Below are 13,034 nucleotides of genomic sequence, written 5' to 3' on the forward strand. Positions count from 1 at the left end.
TCGCCCGGTCGCTTGTTTTCCGTTTCTGTTCAGGAGTAGTCATGGCTCGCGTTTACAACTTCAGCGCCGGTCCGGCGATGTTGCCCACCGAGGTCCTCACCCGCGCGCGGGACGAGATGGTCGATTACCAGGGAACCGGCATGTCGGTCATGGAAATGAGCCATCGCGGCAAGCATTTCGTCGCCATCGCCGAGCAGGCCGAAGCCAACCTGCGCAAGCTGATGAACATCCCGGACAACTACAAGGTGCTGTTCCTGCAGGGCGGCGCCTCGACCCAGTTCGGCGCGATTCCGCTGAACCTGGGCAACGGTTCGGGCAAGGCCGACTACCTCAACACCGGCCACTGGTCGGTCAAGGCGATCAAGGAAGCCAAGCGCCTCTGCGACGTGAACGTCGTTGCCGACACCAAGCCGGAGAACTTCACCACGCTGCCGGCCGAGGGCGAGATCGAGTTCTCCGCCGATGCCGACTACGTCCACTACACCCCGAACGAGACGATCGCCGGCGTCGAGTTCCCCTACATCCCGGACACCGGCGACGTGCCGCTGGTCGCGGACATGTCCTCGACCATCCTGTCGCGCCCGATCGACGTCTCGAAGTTCGGCGTCATCTACGCCGGTGCGCAGAAGAACGTCGGCCCGGCCGGCCTGACGATCGTGATCGTCCGCGAGGACCTGCTCGGCAAGTCGCGCGAGACCACCCCGGCGATGCTCGACTGGGCCACCCAGGCCGAGGCCGACTCCATGTACAACACCCCGCCGACCTACGCCTGGTACATGGCCGGTCTGGTGTTCGAGCACCTGCTCGCCAAGGGCGGTCTCGAGGAAATGGGCAAGATCAACCAGCGCAAGGCCGAGAAGCTCTACGCCGCCATCGACGGCAACGACTTCTACCGCAACCCGGTCGAGCCGGCCTACCGCTCCTGGATGAACGTGCCGTTCATGCTCGCCGACGATTCGCTCGACAAGACCTTCCTCGAAGAGGCCGGTCGTCAGGGCCTGGTCACGCTCAACGGCCACCGCTCGGTGGGCGGCATGCGCGCGAGCATCTACAACGCCATGCCCGAGGCCGGCGTCGACGCGCTGATCCACTTCATGAACGACTTCGCCAAGCGTCACGGCTGAGCCCCGCTCGCCCGAGCGCAAGACACACGTTTTCAAGGAATCCGTCATGTACAAGATTCACACCCTCAACGCCATTTCCAACAAGGGCCTCGAGCGCCTGCCGACCGACAAGTACGACATCGGCGCCGAGATCGAGGATGCCGACGCCATTCTGGTCCGCTCGGCCAAGATGCACGACATGGATCTGCCGGAGTCGCTGCTGGCCATCGGTCGTGCCGGCGCCGGTGTCAACAACGTGCCGGTCGACCGGATGACCGACAAGGGCGTGGTGGTCTTCAACGCGCCGGGCGCCAACGCCAACGCGGTCAAGGAGCTGGTCATCGCCGGCATGCTGATGTCGATCCGCAACATCGGCCCGGCCTGGGACTTCGCCCGCAACCTCGAGGGTTCCGACGAGGAGATCCACAAGGCGACCGAGGCCGGCAAGAAGAACTTCAAGGGCTTCGAACTGCCGGGACGCACCCTGGGCATCATCGGCCTGGGCGCGATCGGCGTGCGCGTGGCCAACTCGGCCAAGGCGCTGGGCATGCGCGTGATCGGCTTCGATCCGGGCATCAGCGTCGAGCGTGCCTGGGAGCTGTCCCCGGACGTCCACCAGGCGGGCAGCGTCGACGAGGTTCTGGCCAAGGCGGACTTCGTTTCCCTGCACGTGCCGCTGGTCGAGCAGACCAAGGACCTGATCAACGCCGAGCGCCTGGCGTTCATGAAGGACAACGTCGTGGTCCTTAACTTCGCCCGTGACGGCATCGTCAACGAGCAGGCCATGGTCGACGCGCTCGACAACGGCAAGGCCCTGTCCTACGTCTGCGACTTCCCGACCAACCTCACCAAGAACCACCCCAAGTGCCTGACCCTGCCGCACCTGGGTGCTTCCACCGACGAGGCCGAGGACAACTGCGCGATCATGGTCGCCGACCAGGTGCGCGACTACATCGAGAACGGCAACATCAAGAACTCGGTCAACCTGCCGCACGTCCAGATGGCCCGTTCCGGTGCGCAGCGCATCGCGATCGCCAACCTCAACCGCCCGGACATGGTCGGCCAGATCTCGCACATCCTCGGCAAGGCCGGCGTGAACATCGAACACCTGGTCAACGAGTCGCGCGACAAGGTGGCCTACACGCTGCTGGACGTCGACCGCGAGGTGCCGGAAGCGACCCGCGACGAGCTGGCGGCGATCGACGGCGTTCTGCGCCTGCGCCTGATCTGATCGTCGTTCGGGGCCATGGGCGGTACTGACGCCAACGCCGCGACCACCGCGGCACTGCCCGAGAGCCTGGACGAGGTGCGGGTGCTGATCGACTCGGTCGATCGGCAGATTCTCGACCTGCTCAGCCGGCGTGCGCGCCTGGCCGAGCAGGTCGCGTTCATCAAGGAGCGTGATCCCGCCCACGAACCGGGCCAGTCGTTCTACCGGCCGGAGCGCGAGGCGCAGGTGCTTTCCCGCATCCGCGAACTCAACCCCGGTCCGCTCGACGACGACACTGTCGCCTGGCTGTTCCGCGAGATCATGTCGGCCTGTCTGGCCCACGAGCGGCCACTCGCGATCGCGACCCTCGGGCCGTCGGGCACCTTCTCCGAACTGGCCGCCGTGGCCGCCTTCGGCCACGGTGGGCGGTTGCAGTTCGAGCCCGGTATCCCCGAGGTCTTTCGGGCGGTGGCCGCCGGCAGCGTCGATTTCGGGGTGGTGCCGCTGGAAAACTCCACCGAGGGCAGTGTCTCGGTCACCCTCGACTCGCTCGCCGGCAGCGATCTTCTGCTCTGCGGCGAGGTGGCCCTGCGCATCGACCAGCAGCTGATGGCGCATCCCGATGCCGGCAGCACGCCGCGCGTGATCCTCTCGCATGCCCAGTCCCTGGCCCAGTGCCGTGAATGGCTCGATGCCCATTTTCCGGGTATCGAGCGGATGGCCGTGTCCAGCAACAGCGCCGCGGCCCAGCAGGCGGCGACCGACCCCGAGGTGTTCGCCATCGGTCCGACGTTCGCCGCCGAGCGTCACGGACTGGTGGTGCGTGCCTCGAACATCCAGGACAACGTCCGGAACACCACCCGGTTCGCGGTACTCGGGCGCGAGCCGGTCGCCGTTTCGGGCAACGACAAGACCGCGTTGCTGCTGTCGGTTACCAACGAGCCGGGGGCGCTGACGCGCCTGCTGTTGCCGCTGTCGGAGGCCGGCATCGACGTGCTGCGCATCGAGTCCCGACCGGCGCGCGATCGCGTCTGGGACTACGTGTTCTTCATCGACATCGCCGGGCACCGGGAGGACCCGACGGTCGCCGCGGCACTCGAACGGCTACGACCGCACTGCGGGCAATTGCGGGTGCTGGGGTCCTACCCCGTGCCGGTGATCAGCCAGCCGGGAGGGGAGTGATGGCGACCCAAGGCACGACCACCCCGTTCGGTCGCGTGCGCGATTGCGTTGCGGCCATCCGCCCCTACGTCCCGGGCAAGCCGGCCGAGGAGGTCGCCCGAGAATACGGCATCGAGGAAGTAGTCAAGCTGGCCTCGAACGAGAACCCGCTCGGGGCCTCGCCGCGAGCCGTCGAGGCGATCCGGACGGGACTCGCCGACCTGCACGTCTACCCGGACGGCAGCGGCTTTCATCTCAAGCGGGCGATCGGCGAGCATTTCGGCGTGCGGCCCGGGCAGATCACCCTGGGCAACGGCTCGAACGACGTGCTCGAACTGGTCGCGCGCGCCTACCTCGAGCCGGGGGTGAACGCGGTGTTTTCCGAGCACGCCTTCGCGGTCTACGCCCTGGCCACCCAGGCCGCCGGGGCCGAGGCCAGGGTGGTGCCGGCCCGGCCGGCGGACGACCCGGAGATGCCCTTCGGCGCGGACCTCGAGGCCATGGCCGCGGCGGTCGACGAGCGCACCCGCGTGCTGTTTCTCGCCAACCCCAACAACCCCACCGGGACCTGGGTGGAGGCCGCCGAGCTGCGCGGGCTTCTCGACACGGTGCCGGAGGACGTCATCGTGGTGCTCGACGAGGCCTACACGGAATACGTCGAGAATCCGTCCTTCCCGGACGGTATCGAGTTGCTGGCGCACTACCCGAACCTGGTGGTGACGCGTACGTTTTCCAAGATCTACGGGCTGGCCGCGTTGCGGGTCGGTTTCGCGGTCAGTGACCCGTCGATCGCGAGCCTGCTCGACCGGGTGCGTCATCCGTTCAATGTCAATGCGCTGGCGCTGCGCGCCGCCGAGGCGGCACTCGACGACCACGCGTTCATCGCGGAGAGCCGCGAGGTCAATCGCGCCGGGCTGGCCCAGTGGACAGCCGCCGCCGCGGCGAACGGCTGGCAGACCGTGCCCAGTCGAGCGAACTTCATCACCGTGATCACCCCGTTTGCCGCCGGGCGCGTGTTCGAGGCGCTGCTGCGCGAGGGCGTGATCGTCCGGCCACTCGGTGGCATGGAGGCCTGCGGCGGGTTGTCCCAGGCCCTGCGGATCACCATCGGCACCGCCGAGCAGAACAGACGGGCCATCGAGGCGCTCGATCACGTGCTGGCGAGGCTTGCCGACGAGGACGCCTCGGCATGATGTTCCGCCGCCTGGCCCTGATCGGTACCGGCCTGATCGGCGGTTCGCTGGCACTGGCCCTGCGCGAGCGCGGCGAGGTGGGCGAGGTGGTCGGCTACTCGCGTCGACTTGAGACACGCCTGGCCGCCGAGCGTCTCGGCCTGATCGACCGGCCGGCCGATTCGATCGCCGAGGCGGTCGACCGTGCCGACCTCGTCTTCCTGGCCACGCCGGTCAAGGCGATGGACGCGGTGCTGGGCGAGCTGGCCCATTGTCTGCCGGAGGACGCACTGGTCACCGACGGCGGCAGCGTGAAGGGCGCGGTGGTCGAGCGGGCGCGCACGCATCTCTCGGCCGGGCAGCGGGCGCGGTTCGTCCCCGGGCACCCGATCGCCGGGCGCGAACGCAGCGGTCCGGAGGCCGCCACGGCCGATCTCTACCGCGGCCACCGCGTGATTCTCACCCCGATCGGGGAGAACCGCGCCGAGGACGTCGCCCGCATCGAGGCGATGTGGCAGTCGGTCGGTGCCCGGGTAGAGCGACTCGACGTCGCCCATCACGACCACGTTCTGGCGGCCACCTCGCATCTGCCGCACGCTGCGGCCTTCGCCATGGTCTCCTCGCTTGCCCGTCTGGCCGAGCGCTACGAGGTGTTCCGCTACGCCGCCGGCGGGTTTCGTGACTTCACGCGCATCGCGAGTTCCGACCCGGTGATGTGGCGCGACATCTGCCTCGACAACCGCGACGAGATCCTCGTGATGCTCGATCACTATCGCGACGAACTCGATTGCCTGCGCGAGATGCTCGACGGCGGCGACGGCGCACGGATCGAGCGCTATTTCCAAGAGGCCAAGGCCGTGCGCGACGCGCTCTACCCGGCGGCCGAGGCAAACGGCGAAAATCAACGCCCGGCCGGTCGTGAAGACCGTGACGTCGGGTCCACGGGCGAGACCGGCGACTGATTGCCGCGTTGCGTCCGATCCCGCCCCGAACCCATTCCCTTTCAGCCCAACCCGGATGACCGCGCCATGACCGCAGCTCATGACCCCGCTTCCCTGACCTTCCGCAGCACCGCCGCCGAACGCCTTGCCGGCGAGGCGCGGGTGCCGGGTGACAAGTCGATTTCGCACCGCTCGATCATGTTCGGCTCGCTGGCCGAGGGCACCACCGAGGTGACCGGCTTTCTCGAGGGTGAGGACAGTCTCAATACCCTGCGGTGCTTCCGCGCGATGGGCGTGTCGATCACCGATCCGGTCGAGGGGCGGGTCACCATCGAGGGCGTGGGCCTGCACGGCCTGAAGGCGCCGGAAAAGCCGCTGTACGTGGGCAATTCCGGCACCTCGATGCGCCTGATGTCGGGCATCCTCGCCGGCCAGTCCTTCGACTCGGTGCTCGAGGGCGACGCCTCGCTGTCGCGCCGACCGATGAAACGGGTGATCGACCCGCTGACCGCGATGGGCGCGCGCATCGATTCCGGCCCCGAGGGCCGCTCGCCGCTGACGATCCACGGCGGCCAGTCGCTCCGGGCGATCGACTACGCGATGCCGATGGCCAGCGCGCAGGTGAAATCCTGCGTGCTGCTCGCCGGCCTGTACGCCGAGGGACGCACCTGCGTGACCGAACCGGCCCCGACGCGCGATCACACCGAACGCATGCTTTCCGGGCTGGGCGTGGGCATGCAGCGTGACGGGGCGCGGGTCTGCATCGAGCAGGCCGATGCCGGGGCGCGGCGCCTGGTCGGTCGGGCACTCGAGGTGCCGGCCGACATTTCCTCGGCTGCGTTCTTCCTGGTCGCGGCCAGTATCGTCCCCGACTCGGAAATCCTGCTCACCCACGTGGGCCTGAACCCGACCCGCACCGGGGTGATCGACATCCTCCAGGCCATGGGCGCCGACATCCGTGTCGAGAACCGCCGCGAGGTCGGCGGCGAGCCGGTCGGCGACCTGCGCGTGAAGAGTGCCGGGCTTCACGGCATCGAGATCGACGAGGCGCTGGTGCCGCTTGCGATTGACGAGTTTCCGGTGATCTTCGTCGCCGCGGCCTGCGCCAAGGGGCGCACGGTGCTGACCGGCGCCGAGGAGCTGCGCGTCAAGGAGTCCGATCGCATCGCGGTGATGGCCGAGGGGTTGCAGAAGCTCGGCATCGACGCCACCCCCACGACCGACGGCATGATCATCGAGGGGCGCGGCGAGCCGGCCCCGTTCGGCTCGGCGACCATCTACGCCCAGGGCGATCACCGCATCGCCATGGCCTTCGCCGTGGCGGGACTCAAGGCACGCGGCGAGGTCACCATCCACGACTGCCAGTTCGTCGAGACCTCGTTTCCGGGGTTTGCCGAGTTGTTCAACCGCCTCGGCGGTTGCCTGGAACTGTCGCGCCACTGAACACATTCGAGGAGGTTTCATGGTCCCCGTCATCACCATCGATGGTCCCAGCGGTTCCGGCAAGGGCACGGTCGCGCGGCGACTGGCCGCGCGCCTGGGCTTCGGCATGCTCGATTCGGGGGCGCTCTACCGCCTGACAGCGCTGGCCAGCCAGGCCGCCGGGCTCGCGCCGCAGGACCCGGAAGTCGTCGACATGGCGCGCCGCCTCGACTGCCGGTTCGACGAGGAAGGAAACGTCTTTCTCAACGAGGAAAACGTGACCCGCGAGTTGCGTACCGAGACCACCGGCGCGATCGCCTCGCAGATCGCCGCCCGGCCGGAGGTGCGAGAGGCACTGCTGCAGCGCCAGCGCGACTTTGCCCAGGCCCCGGGGCTGGTCGCCGACGGCCGCGACATGGGCACGGTGGTCTTTCCGGAGGCGCCGGCGAAGATCTTTCTCGATGCCAGCGCCGAGGTGCGCGCCGACCGACGTTATAAGCAGTTGATCGAGAATGGATTCGATGCTAGTTTTACCGCCCTCGTCGAAGAGATCCGGCAACGGGACGAGCGAGACCGCAATCGGTCGGTCGCTCCGCTTCGGCCCGCGGAAGATGCGCTAGTCGTTGATTCCAGTGATCTTTCGATCGACGAGGTGGAGGCCATGCTATGGCGCTACATCCAGGACCGGATCGCCGGTCCCGGGGAATAGTCGCCGGGCGTGGCCGTCGACTCGTGTTTGTGTGCGGGCAATGTCGCCCGGTCATCAACCGTTGAGTCTGGCAAACCCAGGGACGGATACGCCAGTGTTTATTTACCACGACGGACAACGTTCGGAACGTCCAGTCGTCAACCCTTTGGAAATGCGGATTAATGTCTGAAAGTTTTGCCCAGCTTTTTGAAGAAAGCCTCCAGAATGCCGTCATGCAGGCGGGCTCGATCGTCTACGGCAAGGTCGTGGACATCAACGACGATTACGTCACCGTCGACGCCGGTCTGAAGTCGGAAGGGATCATCCCCACCGACCAGTTCCGTGACGAGAACGGCGAGATCAACATCAACGTCGGTGAAGAAGTCGAGGTCGCCCTCGATGCCGTCGAAGACGGTTTCGGCGAGACCCGCCTGTCGCGCGAGAAGGCACTGCGTGCCCGTGCGTGGAAGAAGCTGGAGAAGGCTTTCGAGAACGACGAGATCGTCACCGGCCGCATTTCCGGGAAGGTCAAGGGTGGTTTCACCGTCGAACTCGGCGACGTCCGCGCGTTCCTGCCGGGCTCGCTGGTCGACGTGCGCCCGATCCGGGACACCACCTACCTCGAAGGCAAGGACATCGAGTTCAAGATCATCAAGCTCGACCAGCGCCGCAACAACGTGGTGGTCTCCCGCCGCGCGGTTGTCGAGGAAGAGTACAGCGCCGAGCGCGAAGCGCTGCTCGAGCAGCTGCAGGAAGGCATGGTGCTGCGCGGGATCGTCAAGAACCTCACCGACTACGGTGCGTTCCTGGACCTCGGCGGCATCGACGGCCTGCTGCACATCACCGACATGGCGTGGAAGCGCGTCAAGCATCCGTCCGAGATGGTCAACATCGGCGACGAGATCGACGTCAAGGTGCTCAAGTTCGACCGCGAGCGCAACCGCGTCTCCCTGGGCCTCAAGCAGCTGGGCGAAGACCCGTGGAGCGACATCTCCCGTCGCTACCCGACCGGCTCCCGCCTGTTCGGCAAGGTCACCAACATCACCGATTACGGCTGCTTCGTCGAGATCGAGGATGGCGTCGAAGGCCTGGTTCACGTCTCCGAGATGGACTGGACCAACAAGAACGTCAACCCGGGCAAGCTGGTCAACGTCGGCGACGAGGTCGAGGTGATGATCCTCGACATCGACGAGGACCGCCGCCGGATCTCGCTGGGCATGAAGCAGTGCCAGCCGAACCCGTGGGATGCCTTCGCCGCGTCGCACACCAAGGGCGACAAGGTTTCCGGCCAGATCAAGTCGATCACCGACTTCGGCATCTTCATCGGCCTGGAAGGCGGCATCGACGGCCTGGTTCACCTCTCCGACCTGTCCTGGAGCGAGCCGGGCGAAGACGCCGTGCGCCAGTTCAAGAAAGGCGAGGAGCTCGAGGCGGTTGTCATCGCCATCGATCCGGAGCGCGAGCGCATCTCGCTGGGCCTCAAGCAGCTCGAGGACGACCCGCTGTCCAACTGGGCGGCCGATCATCCGAAGGGCAGCATCGTCAAGGGCACGCTGCGTGAAGTCGACGCCCGCGGCGCGGTGGTCGACCTGGGTGACGGCATCGAAGGCTACATCCGTGCCTCCGACATCGCTCGGGAGCGTATCGACGACGCCCGCACCGTCCTGAAGGAAGGCGAGGAAGTCGAGGCCAAGTTCATGGGTATCGATCGCAAGAACCGCATGATCAGCCTGTCGATCCGCGCCAAGGACCACGCCGAGGAAGCCGAGGCGATGGAGGAGCTGAGCAAGGCACCGAGCACCTCGTCGCCGACCCTGGGCGACCTGCTCAAGGAACAGCTCGGCCGCTCCGAGTAAGCCGGTCCTGCCGAGCTTTCAGAACGCCATCCCCAGTGATGGCGTTTTTTGTGGGCGCCGCGTGGCGGCATCCCCGTGACATCAGAAGTCGCACAGCCTATCCGGGCCGTGCCTGAAGGAGTGCAACCGATGACCAAGTCGGAACTGATCGAACGGCTGGCCGATCGCCAGCAGTACCTGCCCATGCGCGATATCGAGACCTCGGTACGCCTCATGCTCGACGAGATGATGGATGCGTTGAGCGGCGGCGACCGGATCGAGATCCGTGGGTTCGGCAGCTTCTCGCTCAACTACCGCCGCCCGCGCCTGGGTCGTAATCCCAAGACCGGCGAGACGGTCTCGCTGGGTGCCAAGTACGTGCCGCACTTCAAGCCGGGCAAGGAATTGCGCGAACGGGTGAATGCGGCCGTCAAGCAGGGGGACTGAGCATGGCGGACCATCGTCCCCAGCCGCGGATCTACGTCGCGCTGGACGTCGCCGAGGAGCGGCGGGTGCGGGACCTGCTCGCCGAGCTCGACCCGTCGCTGTGCGGGATAAAGATCGGCAAGGAGGCGTTCACCGCACTGGGCCCGCGCGTGGTCGAATGGGCGAGGGAGGGGGGCTTCCCCGTCTTCCTCGACCTCAAGTTCCACGACATCCCCAACACGGTCGCCCGGGCCTGTCGTGCGGCGGCCGATCTGGACGTGGCGCTGGTGAACGTCCATGCCAGTGGCGGGCGGCGGATGCTGGAGGCCGCGCGCGAGGCGATCGAGCCCGGTCGTGACGCGCCGGGCCTGATCGCCGTGACGGTGCTTACCTCGATGGAGGACGCGGATCTCGCCGAGATCGGGGTGAACGACGGTGCCCAGGCCCAGGTGGCGCGACTGGCACGTTTGACAGCCGAGACCGGCCTTGACGGCGTGGTCTGCTCGGCCCGTGAGGCGCAGGCCATGCGCGCCGTTTTCCCGGATGCGTCTGGCCTGGTGGTCACCCCCGGCGTGCGGCCGGCAGGCGGCGCGCGTGACGACCAGCGACGTGTGGTCACGCCGGCCGAGGCGCTGTCCCTGGGAGCGACCAGCCTGGTGATTGGCCGCCCCGTCACAGCGGCGGATGAGCCGCGCAAGGCGCTGGAGGCCATCGTCGCCGAGCTCTGACGACCGACCGGTAGGTACATACACCCACCCCGACGGTTAAAACGCCCGTCTCGCTTGCGAGGCGGGCGTTCTTCATGGCGAGACGAGTGGAGCGAGAGGAGACGGTTCAGTCGCGGGCGGTGAGCAGGTCCTTGCGGGTGGCCACCCAGATCATCAGGTCGTGGAAGGCGCGGATGTTCTCGACGTAGTTGACCGTTTCGCTGCCGCGCGCGTAGCCGTAGCGCATCTCTCGGTAGATCGCGGGTTCGGACAGTTGCGGCAGGCGCTCGCGCACGTCGGCCCAGACGGTGGGGTTGCCTCCCTGGCTGCGGGTCAGTTCCAGGGCGTCACTCAGGTGGCCGATGCCCACGTTGTAGGCCGCCAGCGCGAGATAGGTGCGGTCGGGCTCGCTCGCCTCTTCGGGCACCAGTTCGCGCAGTTGGGCGATGTACTTGGCGCCGGCCATGATGTTGGCGGTTGGATCGGCCGGGTTGGTCAGCCCGAGATCGCGTGCCGTCGGCAGGACGATCTGCATCAGTCCGTAGGCCCCCTGGTGCGAGACGGCATCGGGTTGCCACTTCGATTCCTGGTAACCCAGCGAGGCGAGCAGTCGCCAGTCGATCTCGTAGCGTTCGCCGGCGCGGCGGAACGTGGCGAGGTAGGGGCGCGCCCGGGTCTCCAGATCTTCGAGGAACCGCCGCGAGAGGGACTCGTCGAGCCGCTCGAACTGGGCGTAGTGCCGGTCGACCAGCATCTTTAACTGCTGGTCGCTGCGCACCTCGGCGAAAAATCGCCGTGCCGCCTGATGCAGGGACTCGTCGGCCTGGCGCGAGAACGCCCAGGCCAGCGCCACGGGCGGGCCCACGATCGGGCCGATGGCGACCTCGTCGGAGAGCTTGTGGGCGAGCAGGGCGATGTGCGAAAGCGCCAGCGCGTAGTCGATCTCGCCCCGGCGAATCCCCTCGAGGATCGCGAGCTTGTCCGGTGCCTCGATCACGTCGAGTCGTGCCGAGTCGCCTCGGGCCATTTCCCGTTCGAGCCACGACCGGCTCGCCGAGCCGGTCGGCAAGGCCAGGGTGTTGCCCTCGATGTCGTCGAGCCCGCTGGGGCTCGGGCGGCCGGTGGCGTGAATGAGCTTGCGGCTGACCGTCAGGTAGGGCGGACCGAAGCGAAACCGCTGCATGCGGGCCGGGTCGATGGCGAGCCCTGCGGCAGCGAGATCGGCCCGGTTGTCGGCGACCGCCTCGTAAGCGGCCTCGATGGTGGGGACCACCACGTAGTCGATGTCGACGCCGAGGCGCTCGGCAAAACGCCCGGTCAGGTCGTATTCCAGCCCCTGGGGGCGGTAGCTGTCCGGGATGTAGAGGCTGGGCTCGATCAGGGTGGCGACCCGCAGGACGCCGCGCTCGCGTACCTGCTCGAGCTGCGGACTGCGCTTGAAGTTCTCGGCCACGTCGATCGCGGCCAACCGGGCCGGTCGGTCGACGGGCGTCCAGGTGTGAATCCACCAGGCAAGCGGCGCGGCGAACAGCGCGCCCACGCCGATCAGCGGGATCAGCCAGCGGCCAAACCCGCGTCGCGGCGCTTCGTCCGTCAAAACGTGAAGCCCACGTGGATGGCGACCACGCCAAAGGTCAGGTTGTGCACGTCGACGTGGTCGAAGCCGTTGTCCAGCATCATCCGTTCGAGGGTTTCCTGGTCGGGATGCATGCGGATCGACTCGGCCAGATAGCGGTAGCTGTCGGCGTCGTTGGCCAGGAGCTTGCCCATGATCGGCAGGGCCGAGAAGGAATAGGCGTCGTAGACGCGCTCGACCACCGGGTTGGTCGGCTTGGAGAATTCGAGGATCACCACGCGCCCGCCGGGCTTGACCACGCGGGCCATCTCGGCCAGCGCCCGGGCCTTGTCGGTCACGTTGCGCAGGCCGAAGCCGATGGTCACGCAGTCGAAGCGGTTGCTTTCGAAGGGCAGGTCCTCGGCGTTGGCCAGGCTGTATTCGACGTTGTTGAAGATACCCTGCTCATCGAGCTTTTCCCGGCCGATCGAGAGCATGCTGGCGTTGATGTCCGAGAGCACGACCAGCCCCGTGTCACCCACCATGCGCGCCATGCGCGCGGCGAGATCGCCCGTGCCGGAGGCCAGATCCAGCGCCTGCCCGCCGCGCCTGAGGCCGGTGTATTCGAGTGCGACACGCTTCCACAGGCGATGGATGCCGAACGACATGGCATCGTTCATCAGGTCGTAGCGTCCGGCCACCGAGTCGAAGACCGAACCCACCAGCCGGGACTTCTCCTCGCGCGGGACTTCCCGGTAGCCAAAGTGCGTCTTCTCGGTCATGGAAGGGTTCTCTCGTCAGGAAAAGGGGTCGA

The 13,034-nt window shown here is 67.2% G+C and carries 12 protein-coding genes; 10 read left to right on the forward strand and 2 right to left on the reverse strand.

Translation table 11 applies throughout. The features are described 5' to 3' along the window. Window positions 1-41: 41 nt before the first annotated feature. The 10 genes from serC (at window position 42) to pyrF (ending at window position 10,686) form a co-directional block, all read left to right on the forward strand. Window positions 42-1,124, forward strand: coding sequence for a 3-phosphoserine/phosphohydroxythreonine transaminase (serC, locus tag ACLFRM_RS06910; RefSeq protein ID WP_410755003.1), 1,083 nt, complete (start codon window positions 42-44; stop codon window positions 1,122-1,124). Window positions 1,125-1,170: 46 nt separating this feature from the next. Continuing rightward, the gene (locus ACLFRM_RS06915) at window positions 1,171-2,334 is read left to right on the forward strand and encodes a 3-phosphoglycerate dehydrogenase family protein (protein WP_410755004.1); all 1,164 of its coding nucleotides are present in this window, start codon (window positions 1,171-1,173) and stop codon (window positions 2,332-2,334) included. Between the two features lie 15 nt (window positions 2,335-2,349). Further along, a complete protein-coding gene (gene pheA / locus ACLFRM_RS06920) occupies window positions 2,350-3,495 on the forward strand; it encodes a prephenate dehydratase (protein ID WP_410755005.1) in 1,146 nt (381 codons plus the stop codon). Continuing rightward, the gene (hisC, locus tag ACLFRM_RS06925) at window positions 3,495-4,667 is read left to right on the forward strand and encodes a histidinol-phosphate transaminase (protein WP_410755006.1); all 1,173 of its coding nucleotides are present in this window, start codon (window positions 3,495-3,497) and stop codon (window positions 4,665-4,667) included. Before pheA ends, hisC begins: the two co-directional genes overlap by 1 nt. Then, complete coding sequence (locus tag ACLFRM_RS06930; RefSeq protein WP_410755013.1) at window positions 4,667-5,608, forward strand: prephenate dehydrogenase; 942 nt, start codon at window positions 4,667-4,669, stop codon at window positions 5,606-5,608. The genes hisC and ACLFRM_RS06930 overlap by 1 nt, the downstream gene beginning before the upstream one ends. A gap of 66 nt (window positions 5,609-5,674) precedes the next feature. Continuing rightward, window positions 5,675-7,030, forward strand: coding sequence for a 3-phosphoshikimate 1-carboxyvinyltransferase (gene aroA / locus ACLFRM_RS06935; RefSeq protein ID WP_410755007.1), 1,356 nt, complete (start codon window positions 5,675-5,677; stop codon window positions 7,028-7,030). 19 nt (window positions 7,031-7,049) lie between these two features. Further along, window positions 7,050-7,718, forward strand: a complete 669-nt coding sequence (gene cmk / locus ACLFRM_RS06940; RefSeq protein WP_410755008.1) for a (d)CMP kinase — start codon at window positions 7,050-7,052, stop codon at window positions 7,716-7,718. Window positions 7,719-7,879: 161 nt separating this feature from the next. Beyond that, window positions 7,880-9,553 carry a 30S ribosomal protein S1 gene (gene rpsA, locus ACLFRM_RS06945; protein ID WP_410755009.1) on the forward strand — a complete coding sequence of 558 codons (1,674 nt, stop codon included), beginning with the start codon at window positions 7,880-7,882 and terminating at the stop codon, window positions 9,551-9,553. Between the two features lie 99 nt (window positions 9,554-9,652). Further along, window positions 9,653-9,979, forward strand: coding sequence for an integration host factor subunit beta (locus ACLFRM_RS06950; protein WP_410755014.1), 327 nt, complete (start codon window positions 9,653-9,655; stop codon window positions 9,977-9,979). A gap of 2 nt (window positions 9,980-9,981) precedes the next feature. After that, window positions 9,982-10,686: an orotidine-5'-phosphate decarboxylase gene (gene pyrF / locus ACLFRM_RS06955; protein ID WP_410755010.1), complete on the forward strand. Its 705-nt coding sequence runs from the start codon at window positions 9,982-9,984 to the stop codon at window positions 10,684-10,686. A gap of 106 nt (window positions 10,687-10,792) precedes the next feature. Here pyrF and mltF read toward each other — a convergent pair whose 3' ends face one another. After that, entirely contained in the window at window positions 10,793-12,262 is a 1,470-nt protein-coding gene (gene mltF, locus ACLFRM_RS06960; protein WP_410755011.1) for a membrane-bound lytic murein transglycosylase MltF, read from the reverse strand. Further along, complete coding sequence (gene ubiE, locus ACLFRM_RS06965) at window positions 12,259-13,002, reverse strand: bifunctional demethylmenaquinone methyltransferase/2-methoxy-6-polyprenyl-1,4-benzoquinol methylase UbiE (protein ID WP_410755012.1); 744 nt, start codon at window positions 13,000-13,002, stop codon at window positions 12,259-12,261. Before ubiE ends, mltF begins: the two co-directional genes overlap by 4 nt. Between the last annotated feature and the right edge of the window lie 32 nt (window positions 13,003-13,034).

Origin of the sequence: Guyparkeria sp. (genome assembly GCF_046540515.1) — a bacterium.
Classification (GTDB): domain Bacteria; phylum Pseudomonadota; class Gammaproteobacteria; order Halothiobacillales; family Halothiobacillaceae; genus Guyparkeria.

Coding starts and splice junctions, on each gene's coding strand:
- serC (WP_410755003.1), top strand. CDS start 42: ATGGCTCGCGTTTACAACTTCAGCGCCGGTCCGGCGATGTTGCCCACC.
- ACLFRM_RS06915 (WP_410755004.1), top strand. CDS start 1,171: ATGTACAAGATTCACACCCTCAACGCCATTTCCAACAAGGGCCTCGAG.
- pheA (WP_410755005.1), top strand. CDS start 2,350: ATGGGCGGTACTGACGCCAACGCCGCGACCACCGCGGCACTGCCCGAG.
- hisC (WP_410755006.1), top strand. CDS start 3,495: ATGGCGACCCAAGGCACGACCACCCCGTTCGGTCGCGTGCGCGATTGC.
- ACLFRM_RS06930 (WP_410755013.1), top strand. CDS start 4,667: ATGTTCCGCCGCCTGGCCCTGATCGGTACCGGCCTGATCGGCGGTTCG.
- aroA (WP_410755007.1), top strand. CDS start 5,675: ATGACCGCAGCTCATGACCCCGCTTCCCTGACCTTCCGCAGCACCGCC.
- cmk (WP_410755008.1), top strand. CDS start 7,050: ATGGTCCCCGTCATCACCATCGATGGTCCCAGCGGTTCCGGCAAGGGC.
- rpsA (WP_410755009.1), top strand. CDS start 7,880: ATGTCTGAAAGTTTTGCCCAGCTTTTTGAAGAAAGCCTCCAGAATGCC.
- pyrF (WP_410755010.1), top strand. CDS start 9,982: ATGGCGGACCATCGTCCCCAGCCGCGGATCTACGTCGCGCTGGACGTC.
- ubiE (WP_410755012.1), bottom strand. CDS start 13,002: ATGACCGAGAAGACGCACTTTGGCTACCGGGAAGTCCCGCGCGAGGAG.